Annotated in this window: 11 protein-coding genes; 5 read left to right on the top strand and 6 right to left on the bottom strand. The window is 68.1% G+C overall.

All coding sequences use genetic code 11. The features are described 5' to 3' along the window. Positions 1–132 precede the first annotated feature (132 nt). Positions 133–4,215, top strand: coding sequence for a two-component regulator propeller domain-containing protein (locus tag FMP39_RS09985; protein WP_228557846.1), 4,083 nt, complete (start codon positions 133–135; stop codon positions 4,213–4,215). Positions 4,216–4,232: 17 nt separating this feature from the next. Here the strand turns inward: FMP39_RS09985 and FMP39_RS09980 are convergent, their stop codons facing one another. Beyond that, positions 4,233–5,204 carry a PDR/VanB family oxidoreductase gene (locus tag FMP39_RS09980; protein WP_141589717.1) on the bottom strand — a complete coding sequence of 324 codons (972 nt, stop codon included), beginning with the start codon at positions 5,202–5,204 and terminating at the stop codon, positions 4,233–4,235. Positions 5,205–5,483: 279 nt separating this feature from the next. Here FMP39_RS09980 and FMP39_RS09975 point away from each other — a divergent pair, with 279 nt between their 5' ends. From FMP39_RS09975 to FMP39_RS09965, 3 genes are all read left to right on the top strand, one after another. After that, complete coding sequence (locus FMP39_RS09975; RefSeq protein ID WP_141589712.1) at positions 5,484–6,119, top strand: hemerythrin domain-containing protein; 636 nt, start codon at positions 5,484–5,486, stop codon at positions 6,117–6,119. Between the two features lie 169 nt (positions 6,120–6,288). After that, the gene (locus tag FMP39_RS09970) at positions 6,289–7,035 is read left to right on the top strand and encodes an SIMPL domain-containing protein (RefSeq protein ID WP_141589711.1); all 747 of its coding nucleotides are present in this window, start codon (positions 6,289–6,291) and stop codon (positions 7,033–7,035) included. A gap of 638 nt (positions 7,036–7,673) precedes the next feature. Next, positions 7,674–8,204 carry a hypothetical protein gene (locus tag FMP39_RS09965; RefSeq protein WP_141589710.1) on the top strand — a complete coding sequence of 177 codons (531 nt, stop codon included), beginning with the start codon at positions 7,674–7,676 and terminating at the stop codon, positions 8,202–8,204. A gap of 34 nt (positions 8,205–8,238) precedes the next feature. On the opposite strand, the gene FMP39_RS09960 is transcribed toward FMP39_RS09965, so the two are convergent. The 5 genes from FMP39_RS09960 to FMP39_RS09940 all read right to left on the bottom strand — a co-directional run bounded on the left by FMP39_RS09960 (position 8,239) and on the right by FMP39_RS09940 (position 18,421). Then, entirely contained in the window at positions 8,239–11,229 is a 2,991-nt protein-coding gene (locus FMP39_RS09960; protein ID WP_141589709.1) for a putative Ig domain-containing protein, read from the bottom strand. Between the two features lie 163 nt (positions 11,230–11,392). Continuing rightward, positions 11,393–13,360, bottom strand: a complete 1,968-nt coding sequence (locus FMP39_RS09955) for an Ig-like domain-containing protein (protein ID WP_141589708.1) — start codon at positions 13,358–13,360, stop codon at positions 11,393–11,395. Between the two features lie 119 nt (positions 13,361–13,479). Next, on the bottom strand, positions 13,480–14,898 hold the full coding sequence (locus tag FMP39_RS09950; RefSeq protein WP_194858327.1) for an IgA Peptidase M64: 1,419 nt from the start codon (positions 14,896–14,898) through the stop codon (positions 13,480–13,482). A 156-nt stretch (positions 14,899–15,054) separates the two neighbouring features. Then, positions 15,055–16,641: a PEGA domain-containing protein gene (locus FMP39_RS09945; protein ID WP_141589707.1), complete on the bottom strand. Its 1,587-nt coding sequence runs from the start codon at positions 16,639–16,641 to the stop codon at positions 15,055–15,057. Then, entirely contained in the window at positions 16,616–18,421 is a 1,806-nt protein-coding gene (locus FMP39_RS09940; protein ID WP_228557845.1) for an Ig-like domain-containing protein, read from the bottom strand. Before FMP39_RS09940 ends, FMP39_RS09945 begins: the two co-directional genes overlap by 26 nt. A 366-nt stretch (positions 18,422–18,787) precedes the next feature. On the opposite strand from FMP39_RS09940, the gene FMP39_RS09935 reads away from it, so the two are divergent. Beyond that, entirely contained in the window at positions 18,788–19,792 is a 1,005-nt protein-coding gene (locus tag FMP39_RS09935; RefSeq protein ID WP_141589705.1) for an SDR family oxidoreductase, read from the top strand. Positions 19,793–19,858 lie beyond the last annotated feature (66 nt).

The raw sequence follows: 19,858 nt of genomic DNA, 5'->3' as shown, positions 1-19,858 counted from the left end.
CGGTGGGGCTGTACAGGGGGAGGAGGCCGGTCCCTCGCCGCTGCCGCCAAGACCGTTCACTGAACGTTCCACCTCCGATGAATTCGGCGGCGTGTGGCCTCTGGGCCATTTCTGCTGGACACTGCGTGCGACATGCGCACTCCGGGGCAGCGAGCCCGCGCTCTCGGGCGGGGGTTCATCGGGTGGTTCTTCTTCGTGGGACTCATCCTGGCAACGCCGGGCATGGCCCTGGACCCCCAGCGTCGTGTCTCGCAGTACAGCCAGGACATGTGGCGCAGCGACGACGGGCTGCCGCAGAACAGCCTGCTGTCCATGGTGCAGACGCGCGACGGCTACCTCTGGCTGGGCACGTGGGAGGGGCTGGCCCGTTTCGACGGCGCGCGCTTCACCGTGTTCGACAAGCGCAATACGCCGGAGCTGCGCAACCACACCATCAAGGCGCTCGCGGAGGATGCGTCGGGCACGCTGTGGGTGGGCACGGGCCAGGGGTTGGTGGCGTACCGCGACGGCCGCTTCGAGCGTGCCCCGGGCGCCGCCGGGCCGCTGGAGACCGCGAGGGTGGAGACGCTGGTGGCGGCGGATGGCTTGCTGTGGGTGGGTACGACCGCGGGGCTCTGGCAGGTGCGCATGGGCGAGAGCGTGACGCGCCAGTACACGGTGGCGGATGGCCTGCCTGCCTCCCACATCACGGCGCTGACGCCCGGTGAGGGCACGTCACTCTGGGTGGGCACGCCGGAGGGGCTGGCCCGGTGGGTGGATGGGCGCGTGGAGCCGGCGCCGTTCCCCTTCCCCGGGCCGGAGTCCCGGCCCTATGTGATGGCGCTGCGTCGCGATGCGACGGGCGTGCTCTGGCTGGGGACGAAGGCGGGCCTCTATTCGTGGAATGGCGTGGTGGCGCAGCGCTTCACGACCGACGATGGCCTGCCGTCCCTGTCCGTCAACGCGCTGTACGCCGACGGTGACGGCAACCTCTGGGTGGGCACGCATCGCGGCGGCCTGACGCGGCACAACTCGAAGGGCTTCAGCGAGCCGGTGCCCGGCATGGAGTGGATGGCGGAGTCCGCGGTGCTGTCGCTGCTGGAGGACCGGGACGGCCACCTCTGGGTGGGCACCTATTCGGGCCTGATGCGCCTGCGTGACGGTCCCTTCGCCACCTATGGCATTCCCGAGGGGCTGGCCGACGAGACGGTCAGCGCCGTGCTGGAGGACCGCCGCGGCACGTTGTGGGTGGGGACCACCAGCGGCCTGTTCCGGTACGAGGACCGCACGTTCCACCACGTGGGCACCGAGCAAGGGCTTCCGGAGAGCGTCATCCCCGCGATGCACGAGGCGCATGACGGGACGCTGTGGGTGGGCACCCTCACCGGTGCATACCGGTATGACGGCCAGCGCTTCACGCGGGTGTCGCGCGCGCAGGGGCTGCCGCACGACGTGGTGACGGCCATCCTGGTCGACTCGCGGGGGGACACGTGGCTGGGCACGCAAGCGGGCCTGGCGCGGATGCATGGCGGCGGCGTGACGGTGTACGGCCCGAAGCACGGCTTCACCAACCCCATCATCGTCATGGTGGAGGACTCGCGCGGCCGGGTGTGGTTTGGCTCGGACACGGGGCTGGTGCGCTGGGACGGCGAGCAGAAGGGCTTCCAGCGCTTCACGCAGCAGGACGGGTTGCCGGGCGACCTGGTGCTGGCGCTGCACGCGGACCCTGACGGGACGGTGTGGGTGGGCACGGAGACGGGGCTGGGCCGGTGGCGCGAGGACACCTGGGCGCGCTTCACCGTCGCGCAGGGCCTGTACGACGACGCGGTGTTCAGCCTGGTGCCGGACGGGGACGGCTCGCTGTGGATGAGCAGCAACAAGGGCGTGTCCCGCGTGTCCCGGCGTGATCTGGAGGACGTGGCGGCGGGCGTGCGTCCGCGCTTGACGACGCTGGACTTCGACACGCGCGACGGCATGCGCAGCGCGGAGTGCAACGGCAACACGCAGCCGTCGGCGTGGCGGGGGGAGGACGGGCGGCTGTGGTTCACCAACCTGCGCGGCGCCATCGTGGTGGACCCGGTGCGGGTGCGCGAGAGCCGGCAGCCGCCCGAGGTGCGGATTGAAGAGGTGCGCGTCCAGGGCACGCCGGTGCCGATGGAGGGGCCGGTGGAGCTGGAGCCCGGGGCCTCGCGGCTGGAGATTCGCTTCACGGCCTTCACGCCGGTGGACGCGGCGCGGCTGCCCTTCCGCTACCGGCTGGCGGGCCATGACGACACCTGGGTGCACGCGGAGTCGCGGCGGGCCCTGTACAACGGCCTGCGGCCCGGCAGCTACCGCTTCGAGGTCCAGGCGAAGGGCCGGGACGGCGGGTGGACCGAGCCGGTGTCCCTGGACGTCGTCTTGGAGCCGAAGCTGTGGCAGCGCACGGGCTTCTGGCTGCTGTGCGTGCTGGGCGTGGGGATTCTGGGCGTCAGCGTGTACCTGCTGCGCGTGGGGCAGTTGAAGGACCGCGAGCGGTGGCTGGCGGAGCGCGTGAAGGACCGCACGCAGGCGCTGGCGCGGGCCAACGCGGAGCTGGAGGCGAACATGCGCACGCTCCGGCAGGCGCAGGCGCAGCTCGTGCAGACGGGGCGGCTGGCGGCGGTGGGACAGCTCGCGGCGGGCGTGGGGCACGAAATCAACAACCCGCTGGCGTACATCGTGTCGAACCTGGAGCACGCCAGCGAGGAGGCGGACGCGCTCGCGCGGGAGTTGGACGGGACGCGCGACGTGGGCGCTCGCTTGAAGGATGTGAATCAGGCGCTGCGTGACGCGCTGCTGGGCGCGGACCGCGTGCGGCGCATCGTACAGGACTTGAAGATGTTCTCCCGGCCGGATGACGAGAAGCAGGGGCCGGTGGAGTTGCACGCGGTGCTCGACTCGGCGGTGAAGATTGCCATGGGCGAGCTGCGCCCACGCGCGAAGCTGGTGCGCGACTACGGCGACGTGCCGCGCGTGGAGGGCAACGAGGCGCGCCTGGCACAGGTGTTCCTCAACCTGCTCATCAACGCGGCGCAGGCGCTGCCGGAGGGACAGGCGGAGTCGAACGAGGTGCGGCTCATCACGCGCAGGGGCCTGGATGGGCGGGTGGTGACGGAGGTGCGCGACACGGGCAGCGGGATTTCGCCGGAGCTGCTCGGCCGCATCTTCGACCCCTTCTACACGACGAAGCCGGTGGGCGTGGGCACGGGGCTGGGGTTGTCGCTGTGCCACGCCTACCTGACGGCCATGGGCGGCACCATCGCCGTGGACAGCGAGGCCGGGCGGGGCTCGGTGTTCCGCGTGACGCTGAGGGCCGCGGCGGAGGCGCAGCGGGTTGGCGGGGACGGTGCCTCGGTGGAGCCTCCCGCGACGTCGGACCGAGGCGTGCCGGGGGCCGCGGTGCCTGTGACTCCAGCGTCTTCGGGAGACATCGCAACGGTGCCTGATGTGTCTGTCGAGCACGGTGTGGCGGCGAGCGACGCGACCACGATGCGCCTGCGTGGCGAACCGGACTCGGCGTCGCGGGCCGCTGCTCCGGAGCGGGCGCAAGGGGCTGAGGGGGGCATCACGCCTCCACAGGCGAAGTCCACGGACGGCCGGGCAGTGGATTCCGACGCCCCGGCGGCAAGCCAGGAGAACGGAGGGCGGATGGCCGCGCAGGACGCCAGTGTCACATCCGGCATGTCACGGTCCTCGGAGGCGGGCACCGTGGGCTCGCACCAGGGAGCGCCGTCGTCCACCCACGCGAGCGCGGACGGGCCGCCTCCAGACCGCGTGGGCGAGGATGGACGGCTCCCCGCTACCGAGGCGGCGACACGAGGCCGCGTGCTGGTGGTGGACGACGATGCCCTGGTGAGTGGCGCCATCCGCCGCACCCTCGCGCGAGAGAACGACGTGGATGTGTTGGTGAGCGCGCGGCGGGCCCTGGAGAAGCTGACCGGGACAGAGGCCCGTTACGACGTGGTGCTCTGCGACCTGATGATGCCGGAGATGACCGGGATGGACCTGTACGACGCGCTCGCGCAGGTGGACTCGCGAGCAGCGGAGCGCATCGTGTTCATCACCGGCGGCGCCTTCACGGCCACCGCGCGGACGTTCCTGGAGCGCGTGGGCAATCCGCGCGTGGAGAAGCCCTTCGACCCGGAAGCCTTGCGTCAGCTCGTCCGGTCCGAAGTGGCGCGTGCTCGCCGGGAGGCGTCGGGCCGGGCGGCATAGCTCCCGGCCCGGCCGTGTCAGAGGTCCAGCACCAGCCGCTTGGAGCGGGCGCGTGACACGCAGACGAGCATGCGCTGGTCACCCGCGGGCTCCGCCTGGAAGAAGGTGTCGCGGTGGTCGGGCTGGCCGTCGCAGACCCGTGTGACGCAGGTGCCGCACGTCCCGGCCTCGCAGTCACTGGGGATGCGCACCCCGTTGCGGCGCAGCACGTTGAGCACCGACTGGCCAACGGGCACCTGCAGCACCTGGCCCGTGCTGCGGATGGTCACCTCGAAACCCTGCTCCTCCCGGCCCGTGGCGGCGCTGGTGCCCTCGGCGGTGAAGGACTCGAAGTGCACCTTCTCCCAAGGCCAGCGGTGCAGGGTGGCCGCGTCGCGCACGGCTTTCATCAACCCCGCGGGGCCGCAACAGTACAGCCGGGCCCCCGGCAGTCGCGTGGCCAGCAGTCCCTTCACGTCCAGGCCCCGGGCCGGGTCCCCTCCGTCGAAGGAGAAGCGCACGTGCTCGGCGAAGGGCGCCTGGGAGAGCAGCTCGCGGAAGGCGGTGCGGCCGGGCTCGCGCGCGCAGTAGTGCAGCGTGTAGTCCGCGCCGGTGCGCTGGAGCGTGCGCGCCATGGACAGCATGGGGGTGATGCCGATGCCCCCCGCCACCAGCACGTAGCTGCGCGCGAACAGCAGGGGGAAGTTGTTGCGAGGAGGCTTCACCTCCAGCACGTCCCCCTCGTGCACCCGTTCGTGCATGGCGTTCGAGCCCCCGCGGCCCTTGGCGTCGCGGGCCACGGCGATGACGTAGCGGTGGGTCTCCTCCGGATCGTTGCAGAGTGAATATGCGCGCAGGAAGTCTCCCGGACCTGGGACGCGGACCTCCAGGTGGGCGCCGGCCTCGAAGGGGGGCAGGGTGCCTCCCTCCATCGCGACCAGCTCGTACGACAGGATGTCCTCGGCCTCGCGAGTCACGCGCGCGACCCGGACGCGCAGGATGTCATTCATCACGGTGCTCTCCCTTCCCCAGTCCCACCAGCGGCGCACCCCATCCTCCCGAGGTACGGTGGCACGGACATTGGCCCGCGAAACGCCCACGGGTGATTGCCCGGGAGTCTCGGAGTCCGTCGCATCCCCAGCGGCGTGGCGGGTTGCCCGTTGAGCGGCCGCGCGGCCAGGCCGTCCATGCGCCGCTCGCGCATCCAAGCGGCGTCATCCCCACCATCCACGACATGCCGCGCTGCGCCAGGACGCCAGCGGCCAACGAACTCTCAAGGAGGTGAGTCCATGGATGCCATCGCGTTGCTGAAGGCGGACCACAAGACGGTGGAGCAGCTGTTCCGGAAGTTCGAGAAGGCGGGCCCCAATGCACACAAGTTGAAGCGTCGGCTGGTGGACCAGATGGTCACCGAACTGGCCGTGCACGCCGTCATCGAGGAGCAGGTGTTCTACCCCGCGGTTCGTTCACGCTCGGAGGAGTTGGGGCCGGACGTGCTGCGCTCGCTGGAGGAGCACCACGTGGTGAAGTGGCTGCTGGCGGAGCTGGACGGAATGTCCCCGGAAGCAGAGCGTTTCGACGCGAAGGTGCAGGTGTTGATGGAGAACGTGCGCGCGCACGTCCTGCAGGAGGAGAGCGACCTCTTCCCGGCGCTGAAGAAGGTCTTCCGTCCGCAGGAACTTCGGACGATGGGCGACGTGCTGGAGATGTCGCGGAAGGCGGCGCCCACGCGGCCGCACCCGATGGCGCCGGACACGCCGCCCGGCAACCTGGTCGTGGGCGCGGTGTCGGCGGTGATGGACATGGGCCGGGATGCGCTGAGGGCCGCGCGGCGCAAGGCCACCACGAAGGTGCGTTCGGTGGCGAGCCGGGGCCCCGGTCAGGTGGTGCGGGAGATGGCCGGCGCCGAAGCCGCCGGTCCGTGACATTCCGCCGGGACAGGATTCCGGCCAGTCCGGCGCTCCTTCTTCCAGGAGGGAGAAGGAGCGCTCCGGGCACGAGCACGAGGAATATGAATGTCACCCGTTGACGGCCGTTCCAAGGGGTAAGGACGTTGCAGTACGACCCGCAGCGGCCCATTCCTGAGGAGGCACCATGTTCGCTCGACCTGTTCGACCCCTGTTGCTGACAGCGATGTTGCTCACTGGCCTGACGGCCTTCGCGCAGCCACAGCCCATCTCCGCGCCGCGTGCGCAGGCCCCGGCGGGCATGCGGACGATTCGCGTGGAAGGCACCGGTGAGGTGAAGGCGCAGCCCGACGAGGCCTTCATCGACGTGGCGGTGGAGACGCTGGCGCCGAACGCGAAGGCGGCGGGCGAGCAGAACGCGAAGCGGATGGAGAAGGTGATTGCGGCGCTGACGTCCGCGGGCATCGCGCGGCGGGACATCCAGACGCGTAACTACTCGGTGTACCCGGAGTACGCGCCGCCGCTGCCGAACCAGACGGAGCCGAAGCTGAAGGGCTACCGGGTGAGCAACATGGTGAGCGTCCACGTGAAGGACCTGTCGCGGGTGGGGAACCTGCTGGACCAGGCCCTGGCGGCGGGCGCGAACCGGGTGGACTCGGTGCGCTTCGGGCTGAGCCGCCAGGAGGCGGTGCAGGGTGAGGCCCTGCGGCAGGCGGTGGCGCGGGCGCGCAAGTCGGCGGAGGTGCTGGCCGCGTCGCTGAACGTGAAGCTGGGCGCGGTGCTCGACGCGAGCACGGTGACGGAGCCGCCGCAGCTCTACCCGGCGCGCTTCGCGATGGCCGAGGTCGCGGATGCCCGCGCGATGGCGACGCCCATCCAGCCCGAGGAGCAGCGGGTGCAGGCGAAGGTGACGCTCATCTTCGCCATCGAGTAGTTCCGAGGGCCGTCGGGGGCTGGCCGATGCCCCCGACGGGAGTGCGCGCGTCGAGTGGTGGGACGACGCGCGGCTTCTTCCCTTTCCTGCACGGCGGTTCGGACGAGCGCATGGATTGCTGTTCGAACTCCGCTCCCTCCGCTTCACGAAGGGGCTCGGCACGCAGTAGGCCGCCCCTCCGAGTTGCTCCTGCGAAAGCCCGAACCCGTCCTCGTGCGCTTTGTTGACGCGGCCCGGCCGTAGCGCTCGTCCGCGCTGACGAACGAGACCAGGGCGGTGTTGCGTCGAGCCGCATGGCCTGCTCCTCCGAACTGCCGAGCAGCCGCTCCGAGAAGGCTTCGTTGCGCTGACACACCCGCGCGGGAGGTCCTCCTGGGGCAGGCTTCAGGAGGATGCTGACCAGCTGGTGCGTTCGAGGTCGAGGCATCCACGCAGGCTGAGATGCCGTGAGGCGGAGCGCTCTAACGCCTCCCTGGTCGCCATCAAGGTGCGCCTTGGGAAGCACTGGGTTCTCGGCCGCCAGGGCCATCCGCATGTTGAGGAAGAGACAGGCGCGGGCCGGTGCGGACCGGCCGTCGCGATGAACTTCCACACGCGGGGGGCACGAGCGCATGAGGGCAACGCGCGGTTGGAGGCTGATGGCATTCGGGCTGTTCGCCGTGTGGCTCGGTTGCGGCCAGCGGAGCGAGAGCCGGGGGCCTCCATCCGCGAGCGAGCGAGAAGGCCGCTCGGATGTCCTTCGCGGCCTCATGGCCTCACGCGAGCGGCCCCCAGAATCCGGGGCGCCTGGCTCCGGCTCGCTTCCCGTGGGCACGCTGGGGGCGGGGCAGGGCGGTTCGGGACGGCCAGCGCCCACGGACCAGCTCCATGGCCGCGTGGAGTGGGTGGGCGACAACGAGCTGCTCATCCGCGGCGATGACGGCGTGGAGTACGACGTCGGAGTGGATGACCAGACCCGCCTCTTCATGAAGGGCGAGCTCGTCACGGGCCTGCGGGAGTATCACGAGGGAGACGAGGTTCGTGTCATCTACGGCGATGGTCCCGGAGGTCTGGTAGCGCACCGCGTGGATGGGATGCCGGGGCCCGGTGCCGAACCACCGCGCCAGCAAGAGTCAGCCCCACGCGGGGACACCGTGGGCCCAGGCGCGCCGCTCGATTCACTTCGCTGAAACCGGGGTCGGAGGCGCCTGTCGCGGGAGCGGGTCAGAACGCCCGGCCATCCACGCGGAGGCCCGGGGATGAGCTGAGCCCTGGGGTTATCAGGTGGTGATAGTCGAACGCCGCGCCGGGTGTGGCATCGGGCGACCGGTTGAAGGAGATGTTGTCGAAGGTGCCTCCGTAGGACATCTCATTGACGTTGCTCCCATCGGGCGAGAGGAGCCTGACGACGTCGCCATCGTTGTTGAGGCCCAGGCCGCCAGAGGATGCGGCCACGGTATCGGGCGTACCGGCCGGGAAGCCTCGAGCGCCACCAAAGACGACGAAGACCCGGCCGGGAGCGAGCGTGGTGCCGGGGGCGAAGACATGCCGCACGGATGCGGAGTCCGACAGGCTCCAGCGGGACAGGTCCGCGGTGGAGGTCCCCGCGTTGTACACCTCGATGAATTCGTAATGGGTGTCCGACACGGTCTGCCCGGGCGGGATGGGCTCGTTGGGCAGGACCTCGTTGATGATGAGGTTGGACAAGGGCTCCGGGTCCGTGTCGCCGCCGGAGTCTCCCAGGTCGTAGCTGCTGATGACGGGATAGTGGTCGCTGACGATGTCGCCGTAGTTGGGAATCCACGCGTCCGGGCGCAGGATTTCGACGGAGCCGGGCAGGTAGTTCGCGGCCATCTCGTTGGAGGCGAGCGTGTGGTCGATGGCGTCGTGATAGTCGAGGGTGGTGCGCAAGCCGCGCAGGGACAGTGGCTCGGTGATGAAGGTGTATCGCTGCGTGTCGGCCACGAACGGAGCGAAGGGGCTGGGCAGAGGGTCGCCGTCGCTGCCTTGGGTGATGGACTGGTCGACATCGTCATTCCAGTCGCCAATGACGAGCACGCGCTCGGTGGGCAGGGATGTGTCGAGATACGACTTGAGCGCCGCGCTGGAGCGTTGCCGCTGTCCGTAGGCGGTCTCGTTGTCGAACGCCTTCAGGTGAACGACGATGACGACCAGTGGGGTGCTCACGCCCTGGACGGTCGTGGTGAAGTCCACGCGCAGGGGAGGGCGGCCACCGAAGTCCGCGGCGTTCGCGGTGAGGATGAGCTGCGCCTCCTGAAGCGTGAGGGTGCTGTCGTAGAGGATGCCGGGCTTCTGCTCGCCATTGCTGTAGTAGGCCGTTCCGTTGGGGACGAAGGACGTGTCATTGGCGAGGAAGCCATTGAAGCCGGGAAGCTGCTCCTTGAGGGTGGCGAAGTCCGCGGCGTCCACCATCTCCACGAGGCCCCACACGTTGACCCCCGATTCGCGAATGATGTCGCGCGCGTGGGCCATCTGAAGGTCGTCCGGCGGGCCCTGGGTGGGGGCACCGAACCACTCGAGGTTCCAATGGCCCACTGTGAGGGGGGCGCTGGCGGAGCGCACGTGGAGGACCATCGCGTGCCAGCCCTGTTTGCCCGTGGCGTCCGTCACCGTGACTGTGAATGCTGAGTACCCGAGCTCCGAGAGGGTGCCGCTGAGGGTTCCTGATGTTGAGAGCGTGAGCCCTGAAGGCGGCATCCCCGACACGATGTGCCAGGAAAGCGGCGCCTTGCCGCCGGATGCTTGCAGTTGGGTGGAGTAGGGCAGGTCCTTGCGCGCATCGGGCAGCGATGTGGTGACGACGGTGGGGAGTTCGTAGACCGTGAGGGTGAAGGCGCGTGTGCCCGTCCGTCCGTTTGCGTCGGTGACGACGGCCTGTCCGCTGGTGGTGCCGGGAGCGGGAGGCGTGCCTGAGAGCCGTCCGGAGGCGGAGAGCTGCAGCCAGGAGGGAAGGGGGCTGGCTGGAGAGAACGAATACGGCGCCTTTCCGCCAGTGACGGAGTACGTGGCGTTGAAGGACTGCGAGACATACCCGTCGAGCTGAATCGCAGGTTCATCCACGGACGGAGGCCGGTACACGACAAGGTCGAGCGCCCGGGTGGCGACGCGTGCGTCGGCGTCAGTGACTTGGACGGAGAAGGAGAAGGTACCCGTCGTGGACGCGGTGCCTTCGAGCAGGCCGGCGCTGGTGAGCCGGATGCCGGCGGGAAGCGAACCCGCGCTGAGCACCCAGGCATAAGGCGCGCGTCCACCCATCACCAACAGGCCTTGTCGATACGCGGCATCGGTATAGGCATCCGGTAGCGCGCTGGGGGTGAGGGTGATGCCGCCCTGGACGGTGAGGTTGAACGTGGCGGACGCCGCACGGCCATTGGCGTCCTGAACCTCGACCGTGAAGGAGGCGGCTCCTGGTGCGCTGGGCGTCCCTCGGACAAAGCTGGCATCCAGTTGGAGGCCCGTGGGCAAGGCACCCGAGGTGATGCGGAACGTGAGCGGTGGTCGCCCGCCAACGGCGTGAAGCTCCGTGGAGTAGGCCGCTCCGAGCGAGGCGGAGGGGAGCGTGCCGCTCGCGAGATAGGGCGCGGTGAAAGCGGAGAGCGAGAGGACACGTTGGCTCGAATGCCCGGTGGCGTCCTGCACGTGGACGGTGACGGAGAAGGTGCCGGAGCTGGCGGGAACGCCGGAGATGTGCCCCTGTGCGTCGAGGCGCACGCCCGACGGGAGGGTGCCCTCCGCGAGCGTCCAGGTGTACGGCTCCGTGCCGCCCGAAGCGTCGAGTTGCGCGGCGTAGTTGTCGCCGACGTATGCATCGGGGAGCGTGGATGACGCGACCTGGAGGCCGGCGTTGAGCACCTCGAGCTCGAACGTGGCGCGAACAGTCCGTCCGCGCGAATCACGGACCTCCGCGCCGAAGGAAGCGGTGCCCGCTGATTGGGGCGTCCCGGTGATTTCGCCCAGGGTGGAGAGGCTGAGTCCGGTGGGCAGTGCGCCCTGCGCGACGCGCCACGAATAGGCAGGCGTGCCACCCGAAGCGGTGAGGGAGCTGCGATAGGCCTGCGCGACGGATGCGGCGGGGAGCGCCTCCGTGGTGATGGCCAGGCCCGGTCCGGTGTCGTCAGTGTGGGGAGGCGCGGAGTCAGAACATGCGGTCAGCAGCAGCGCGAGGATGGGGAGCAGGGCGTGATGGGCGCGCATGAAGACTCCGGCCCGCGAAGGAGTCGGGCCCACGGATGAAGTGTCGGCACTGTAGAGGCAGCCGTGACGACGGCGCACAGGGTCCTACCGAACCCGGGGCAAAGAAAAGGGCCGCGGCTCACAAGGAGCCGCGGCCCGGAGGCTTCAGGTGGAAGCCGTCAGACTAGAAGTTGGGCAGGCCCCACGAAGGAGCGCCCACCGCCCAGTCTTCCTTCGTGTTGGTGTCCGTCGCGCTTAGGCGGCGGACGCTGTTGCTGGTGGGATCAGCGTTGTTCGGAATACCTGCCCAGGATGCGGACACGTCACCGGCGGAAGGCGTGGACGTGTTGGTGCAGGGGGCACCTTCGCAATCGGCCGGTAGCCACTGGCCGGCAGCCTGAATGGCCTGCAGGTGGCCCGGGAAGGCACCGGGAGGGGTCCCCGTCGTCCGGAACGGCACCGCGTCCTGAATGGTTCCAGCCGCGTCCTGCACGAGAATGATCCGGCTCGAGTAGGTGATGGCATTGGTACCAATGCCCCTGAAATCCCATGCAGTGTCGTAGTGCGTGGGATTGGCACTCCGCGGGGCTTCATCCTTCGTCAGGGTCTCGGCCCTGAAAGGATTCGCCTGGGTGTCGACCGGGTTGAGGTGCACCACGATGATGTCGCCGACCGCGACGTCCACGTCGGGGAAGCTGGCGAGTGTACCGGGGTTGGCGGTGACGCTGTCCTGGACCAAGATGAGGCCTGCCGTGGTTCCCGCAGTGAGGACCTGCAGTTCAACCAGGTCCTTGGCGCTGCCGGACCCAGTCGCGTTCGGCTGCACCTCGGTCAGCTGGAGAACGGCCGGCGTGCGGTAGCCACGGAACGTCTGCGTGCTGGCCTCCGATGCCACAGAGCCTCCCGCCACGTCCGTCACGGTGTTCGCGACGGTGACGGAGTAGGTGGTGCCCGGGGTCTGCTCGCTCGTGGTCAGGATGACCCGCTGACCCTCGACGCGGAACTCGGAGATCGTCAGTCCCTCGGTGAGCGTGAACTGCTCCGGCGCGTTGGTGATGCTCGCCGCTGAGATGCTGCGGCTGAAGCTGAGCACGAGCTCCGTCAGCGACGTCGCCGAAGCCGACTTGAACGTCGGCGCGGCGCAGCCCGACAGGGTGAGCTCGGAGGCCGTGAACGCGGACGGCTGGGCGGCGGCATCGAACCGCCAGATGGGGCCCGCGTTCAGCGTGAACGTGCAGCCCTGGATGAGGTCGAGTTCGGTGGCGAGCGTCGTGGGCACGCGGAGCCGGAAGTTGGCGGTGCCAGCGATGACACCCTCGGTGGTGATCTGGAACCCAGTGTAGCCGGCGCCAATGCCAGTGCCGGCCGCGGCAATCGTGCCCGTCAGGTAGGTGAGCTCGGACTCCACGGAGTCCAGGCCGTTCACCAGCGTGTCCGACGTGTCCGCGGAGCGGTTGACCGCGAGGCCGGCCGGGGTGGCGGTCGACTGGTTCTGAACCGGGTGGCCCTGGCTGATGACCGTGGTCCCGGTGACGGTGGCCGCGGAGCGCAGGCCGCCGGTGGTCGCCTTCGAGGACACGGAGAAGCTGACGCGGTCACCCACGGCGACCGCGGCCAGCGCCGTCGCGTCGGACACGAACAGGGCGGGGCCCTGGGCCTCGGCCTGGACGAAGAAGCCGGGGAGTTCGTTGCTGCCCGTGACGGCAGGCTTGATGAACGTGACGAACGCACCCTCGATGGGCAGCGCGGGGTCGAGCGCGCCATCCGCCGCATCCCGGACGGCCTGGATCTGCGTGCTGGTCGTCGCCACCGGCGTGGCAAAGCCCGAGTCCTCGCACGTGCTCGTCGTGGTGTTGCAGGTCTCGGTCAGACCGCAGGTCGCGTTGCTGGTGCAGCCCTCCGGGTCGGTACCCGCGTCACCTTCGCCGGCATCCGGCTCGGTGCCCGCGTCTTCCTCGGTGCCCGCATCCGGGCCCTGGGTGATGTCGCGCTGCTCGCACGTGCCAGAGTTACAGGTCCACTGCTTGCCAGCGGCCGGCGTGCCCTTGTCCGTGCGGCAGTCAAACTGGTCAACGCATTCGTCGCCACATCCCGTGCCCATCGTGACCATCACGGCCGTGACGACCGCCGGGAGCCAAAATCGTCTCTGCATGAGTTCCCCTCCATGGGAAGCAGGTTGCGTCCCCCTTACACCTGAACCGGAGGGCAATCCAATGTCCGCTCCTGGTGACATGGGCATTTCACACAAGAGGTGACCGGATTTTCAGGCGTTCAGGGATTGGCCTGAGGAGACCTGGCCGGAGGGCTGGAATACAGGTCGATGACTTCGGAGATGGCGCTCTGACACACCGCGCAGAATGGAACGCGATCCCGAGTGAACATCACGCAGTCGACCTGTGGCCGGTAGTAGCCCTTCGACTCGTACATGGCCCCCTCGAAGGCTCCGACCCGGCCTGAATACTTCTGTGAGGAAAGGAACTTTTCCTCCCAGTCCCGCTGAGCCAGGAAGAGCTTGTCCATGTCTGACTCGGGCTTTCGCTGCGCCCGAATCTGGCCGCGCTGCTTCTGCACGGCGGTGGCATGCTTTTCGTATCCCTCCTTGTTCCAGGGGGTAGGCAGGGGTGTTCCTGGTGACACCAGGTGCTTCCACTTCAGGTCTTCCGGGGAGTGGAGCGCGGTGACGTTCTTCTCCCAGGGCTCCAGGCGGTCCGCGGCGGGCGCATAGACGGATTCAGAGGTGTAGTACTCGTCCGCCAGCCCGGCGAAGTGGTGGCCGAACTCGTGCACGAAGACGTAGGGCGCCCACAGGCTGTCCGAGGCGACGGTGCCGTAGAGCCCGAAGATGCCGCCGCCGCCGTAGGTGTTGCCGTTGACCAGGATCTCCACGAACTCGTAGGGCGCGAAGGCCGCTGCCTCGCGGAAGGCCTTGTTGTCGAAGGTGAGCACATAGCGCTCACTGCCAAAGGCATCGTAGGTGGCGCCGATGGGAGAGCGCCGGTGGACGCCGGTGGAGGGGCGCGAAATGCCGGACTGGGCCGCGGCGGGGACGAGCCCCCACACGTTGAAGTCCGACTTGCGCTCCTTGAAGGGAGAGAAGGTGAAGAGGATGTCCACCATGTGCCGGGCATCCTTCTCGAACTTGGCGTGCTCGGCCTTCGTGTATCCGTCGCCCAGGATGAGCAGGTCGACCTTCTGCGCTGACGGCCCGTTCTCCAGCAGTTTCAACAGCGGCCCGGGCGCGGGAGGAGACGAGGAGTCGACGAACATGTCCTTCGGGTCGACAACCAGCGACCACACTTCGCGGAAGGCGTTCTGGGCATCCCGCTTCTTGAGGAGCACCTGCACGGGGCGCGCAGGCGCGGGGAAGCGGAGGGACTCATGGAAGGTGCGGTTGCTGCTGCGCGCCTCGTTCGTGACCTCCCACTCGCCGTAGATGGACGCAAAGCCTCGCGAGAACAGGAGCCGGTTGTTCTCCCTGTCTCGGACCTCGAAGAGGTACTTGCCGAGGTTCGTCTCGTCGATGGCCCGTTCCGGGTGGCCGGGCCAGGGCAGCGGCTCGATGACGACCTTGTCGAGGCTGAACCGTTCCTCGGTGGCGTTCCCGGTGTGGAAGTAGTCGACCCGGAGGGTTCGGGGAGAAGCCGCGGAGGCGCTCGTGGCCAGCAGCAGGACGAAGAGGGCTCGCATCATGGGCGGCACTCTATGCGCCGTGATGGCCCGGCGGTGTTTGTTGACGCGTCTCTCCTATCCAGCACTCGACGTGCCTGCTTGCCTGCGCGAGAGGTGGAATGACTCGGATGGTCCACCTCTCGCGGAATGCGTGTCCTTGGATTCGTGAATAGTGCGTCAGAATGAACCAGACAGTGAGGCTGCCGCGCCGTGGCTGTCCGCGGAGAGTCCGACTGAGACGGGCGGTGCCGAGCTCGAATCAGGAGACAGGAGGTAGAGCACCGCGCCCGTGACAACTGCCGCGCCTCCGCCGACGAGCAACCCATTGAGGACGTTGCTCTTCTGAACCAGCGAGTCGCGAAGCCCCATCGCCTCCTTGTCACTGGACAGAATCCGGCCGTTGTCGAGCCGCTTCTCCAGTGCGTTCACATCTTTCTGGGCAAGAAGCCGGACGATGCCCGCGCCACCGAATGCGGCCACACCTGTTCCCAGCGCGACATACGAGGCCGTGCGAAGTCCGGAGGTGGAGCGTGTCCCGGACGCGTCGCCCTCTGACATGAGGTTGGGGGCCGTCAGGTCCATGCCGCCTGCTGACGCGCTCCCGTTCCTGCCCACGTTCCCGGAAGATTCCCACGGGGCCTTTCCATTTGCGTTCATCACCACGAGGTTGGAGGGTGAGCGGCCGGTTGTGACGAAGTCGACCAGCGCCGCGAGTGCCTCGTCCGGCGCGTCCGCGCCCTGGGTCTTGAAGCCGCCTTCGCGGAGCTTCTGTCCTCCTTCGACATTGAGGACGGTGGCCGCGAACCACTTGGGCCCGCTGCTCGGGCGCTCGAGCCGGACGACGATGACTTCCTCCACGCCGAGCGTGCCGCCCAGCCGGACCGCATGGCTCAGCGTGCGCTCGTCGTTGCCGTCGGAGGTGGCGAGGCAGGGGAAGGGGCTCGCGGAGACAGCGCCCTCATAGGCCACGTGGACGAGCAGCGGCGTCTCCGTGCCCTGCACCTGGATGTGCCGTGGGAAGCTCGTGGTGGCGCCTTTGACGAGCGTGAGGTGATAGGTGCCCGGGACGGCATCGAGTGACAGCGGCGTCTGCCCAAGCTTGAGCCCATCCAGGTACACGTCCGCGGCGGGCAGCGTGGACTTCACGGACAGCTTCACCTTGCGCGTCTGGGCGAGTTCCTTCCGGAGCTTGTCGAAGTTCTGTCGAACGGAAGGGGCGAAGTAGTCCGGGTTGAGCTGGTACTCGGGCTGGAGCCGCAGCACGTTGCGGAACGCGGTGTCGCTCTCCTTCGGCTTGCCCATGGCGCGGTAGTTGAGGCCGTGGAGGAGCTGGGCTTCGACGTAGAGCTTCCAGCGGGCGTCTCCCACGGGGAGCCGAGTGATCTGCTGCAGGGCTTCGTCGACGGCCTGGAGCGTCCTGGCGTTGCGGCCTTCGTAGAACTGGTCCTGGGCGGCTTCGAGCTGCCGCTGGAGGTCCTCATAGCTCTTGGTGGGCTGCGGGAAGAGCCGGTCGCTGAACTGGTTGGCGGTGAGGGTGTCCTGCTCGGGGCGCGAGGCGAGGGCACCCAGGAATGCCTTGGCCTGCCCGCTCAGCTCCGCGTCCTTGCAGTCGCCGCTGGCCACCACCGTGCGGCGGGGGGCCGAGTACGCAGTCGTGGACACAAGGCATGCGACAATTGCTGTTGCGATCCTCATCTTTGACTCTCTTGGATACGTAGCGGATGGGCTGGGGCTTGATTTATTGGTTTCGCCGATACACGACAATTTCGACGTGTTGTTCTTCTCTTGGCTCGGTCCAGGTCAATGCCAGATTCCCGGAGCTGTCTGCGTCGAAGCTGTGCGCTCCTATGGAGGTTCGCGTTCCGGGAAAGGCCGCCCGGCTGTTCCATACGAGCTGCCAGTAATTGTTCTCTAGGCGATGGACATTGATCATTCCCCCCAGGGTGTCATATTCGGTCGACACTAGGAGGAGCGCATCGTTGGTGGTGAGAGTGCTCCCACGGACTGTTCGGATGCTCGTTGCGTCCGTCCGCGGCGGAGTTCCTAGCGAGACCCATTGGTTGTTGGACCAAATGCTGGAGAACAGGTCATCTTGTGTGCCTGTGCTGCTACCCGTCCAGGAGATGATGGGTTCGTCAGCTGAGTTGAAAAGAAGTGACCTGAGACCGGAGGAATAGGAGGTTGGGTTTGCGCTGCTGTTGACGGACTCTCCTAGTTGCGCCCACTCGCTTCCCGTCCAGCGCCAAACGACGATACGTCCCTGCATCTCAGTTGCGGGATGCGCAAGGGCGATCGTGGGGTTGTCAAGAGAGTCTAGCGCGAGCTGGGGCGTCCGTACTGAGTAGAGGGAGTCATACACAGGAGGACCAATTCGCTGCCACTGCTCATTGGTCCATTGATAGACTTGGATACCGCCCTCGGCGTCTTCTGGGTCCATGTTGGTTGCAACGACAGGCCGACCGTCGCTGGTGAGCGCGAGTGCGACATCCCATGCATGGGGTCGTGCAGGAACGATTCCTTCGCTGCCTCCAAGTCGTTCCCATGTTTCGCCATTCCATTGCGCGACGTGAATGTAATTGCTTGACTCTGTGCCGAGGTTCTCCGTCCAGGCGATGATTGGATTTCCATTTGGGAGGATTTGGAGATTGGGGGAGAAGATGGTGAATTCTTCTGGACTCGTTTTCAGCCCGCCGCCGAGCTGTTCCCAGGAGTCGCCATCCCATCGGCTCACGAAAAGGTTCCCGGCCTGACCATCAAATCGATGTGTCAGAACTGTAGGGTGCCCGCTTGGGCCAAGCTTGAGGTAGGCAGTAACTCCCGTATAGGGATGGCGTGGAACGATTGAGTGCGTCGGATACGGCACGAACTCAGGAACAGCCCAGCTCCACGCCTCCCCCAGATTCACGGCGGCATTCCCAGCCAGGTCCGTCACTGTCCCTGAGAAGGCCAGCGTCACGGTGCTCGGCGCGGTCATCTGTGTCACGGGCACCACTGTCACCGTCTTCCCGTCCTCCGACAGGGACACCGTGTGGGCCACGGCCACGTCGCCCACTGTCAGGTGCACGGACTCCGTCGTCACGGTGCTCTGCTTCACGGGCTCGGAGAACTCGGCGCGGATGGGGCTCTGCACCCAGACCTCCTGGGCGCTCGGTTCCGGCACGCGTGACACCACCTGTGGCGGCGTCCGGTCCACCACCACCTCGCGGTTCGCGCTCACGTACGCGACATCTCCCATCGCCGCGCGCGCCTCCAGCCGGTACGTCCCTTCCGCTTCTCCCGCCGTGTCCCAGGTGTACGTGTATGGCGGCGCCAGCTCCGCCATCACTTCGCCGTCCTTGAGCAGTTCCACGCGGTCCGGCGTATGGCCCGTTACGTCGAGTCGGACCTCGACCACACCATTCGTGTAGGCCGTTCCCGCCGGCGCGGTGATTCGCACCTCTGCCTGTGCGGGCTCGACGGCCGGCACATTGATGCACGCGGATGCGCACAGGAGGACGACGGACGCCGTCCAGGGCGGCGGAAGGAAGCGTTCGGAGATGTTCATGGCTCGCGGGCCGAGTGCAGGTTGCGTTCCGTTTCCTGCCCGACAGTCGCTCGCACATACCAAGCCCGCTCCGCTTCCTCCAACCCGCCCGTGCTCCGCGAAAAGCCGAGCCATCTCCACCCCTTACCCGCGTGCCACCCCACCTCCACGTCCCGTGCGGACGCACTGCTTCGCGCCCAGCCCCCCGTCCCGGCAGTGGACCCCCATCCCCGGCGGCGGTCTGGGACGTGGACCCTCGTGCCGCTCTGCCGCCTGCCCTCCAACCAGGTGCTCGATGACCCGGTGCGTCGCTGTGTGCAATCGCCATCTTCGCGAGGGGAACTCAGGCCATGCGCTGGGGCTCAGCCCGACAAGGAGAACGCGGACATGAAGCGAGCCTGGAAGAACCAAGTCGTCGTCGTCACCGGCGCGTCCAGTGGCATTGGCCGCGCCACCGCGCTGGCCCTGGCGAAGAAGGGGGCCCATGTCGTCCTGGCCGCTCGGCGCGAGGAGCCGCTGGAGGACCTGGCTGGCGAGTGCCGGGGGCTCGGCGTCCAGGCCCACGTCGTGCCCACGGACGTGTCCGACGTGGCCGCCGTGCAGCACCTGGCGGACGAGGCGCGCAACGTCTTCGGCCACTTCGATGCGTGGATCAACAACGCGGGCGTCTACCTCATGGGCCGTCTCGAAGAGACACCGGATGACGCCTTCCGGCAGGTGATGGAGACGAACTTCTTCGGCACTGTCAGCGGCGCTCGCGCCGCCGTGGCCCAGTTCCGCCGGCAGGGCTACGGCACACTGGTCAACGTCTCCTCGACCTTTGGGGCGGTCGCCGCGCCCTATGTCAGCGCGTATGTGGCCTCGAAGCACGCCGTGCGCGGCTTCTCGGCGTCTGTCCGCCAGGAGCTGCTCGGCACCGGCATCGATGTATGTACCGTGCTCCCCGCGGCCATCGACACGCCGCTATGGCAACACACCGCCAATTACACCGGCTGGCGCATCCGTCCCGTGGAGCCCGTCTACACGCCGGAGCGCGTCGCGCGCGCCATCCTCCGGGTCCTCCGCAGCCCCAGACACGAGGTCTTCGTCGGCCCCGCAGCTCGGAGCTTCGCCGCCATGCACGGCCTGCTGCCCCGCACCTTCGAGCGCACCATGAACGGCGTCACCGAGGCCCATCACTTCGAGAAGGAGCGCCAGGGCCACACCTCTGGGACGCTCTTCCGTCCGATGGCGGAGGGAACGGGGACCTCGGGGGGCCACCACGCGGCGGGCAAGCAATGGCTGCGCCGGCTGCTGGTCGCCGGGGGCGTGGCCGCGGCGGCGTTCTCCCTCGGAAAGAAGCGGGAGGCACGGGGGCTGAAGGCCCGTTTCGCCCATGCACTGGGAGTATGAGGGACCTTTTTGCGTCACGACGCGTCACCGGTTGCTGCTCCGTGACCGGGCCATGACAAAGCGTGG

It is taken from the genome of Myxococcus sp. AB056, from assembly GCF_006547365.1.
Lineage (GTDB): Bacteria > Myxococcota > Myxococcia > Myxococcales > Myxococcaceae > Myxococcus > Myxococcus virescens.
Note: the sequence above shows the minus strand (reverse complement) of the source record. Positions and strands in the feature narration are given on the sequence as shown.

Coding starts and splice junctions, on each gene's coding strand:
- FMP39_RS09985 (WP_228557846.1), top strand. CDS start 133: ATGCGCACTCCGGGGCAGCGAGCCCGCGCTCTCGGGCGGGGGTTCATC.
- FMP39_RS09980 (WP_141589717.1), bottom strand. CDS start 5,204: ATGAATGACATCCTGCGCGTCCGGGTCGCGCGCGTGACTCGCGAGGCC.
- FMP39_RS09975 (WP_141589712.1), top strand. CDS start 5,484: ATGGATGCCATCGCGTTGCTGAAGGCGGACCACAAGACGGTGGAGCAG.
- FMP39_RS09970 (WP_141589711.1), top strand. CDS start 6,289: ATGTTCGCTCGACCTGTTCGACCCCTGTTGCTGACAGCGATGTTGCTC.
- FMP39_RS09965 (WP_141589710.1), top strand. CDS start 7,674: ATGGCATTCGGGCTGTTCGCCGTGTGGCTCGGTTGCGGCCAGCGGAGC.
- FMP39_RS09960 (WP_141589709.1), bottom strand. CDS start 11,229: ATGCGCGCCCATCACGCCCTGCTCCCCATCCTCGCGCTGCTGCTGACC.
- FMP39_RS09955 (WP_141589708.1), bottom strand. CDS start 13,360: ATGCAGAGACGATTTTGGCTCCCGGCGGTCGTCACGGCCGTGATGGTC.
- FMP39_RS09950 (WP_194858327.1), bottom strand. CDS start 14,898: ATGATGCGAGCCCTCTTCGTCCTGCTGCTGGCCACGAGCGCCTCCGCG.
- FMP39_RS09940 (WP_228557845.1), bottom strand. CDS start 18,421: ATGAACATCTCCGAACGCTTCCTTCCGCCGCCCTGGACGGCGTCCGTC.
- FMP39_RS09935 (WP_141589705.1), top strand. CDS start 18,788: ATGAAGCGAGCCTGGAAGAACCAAGTCGTCGTCGTCACCGGCGCGTCC.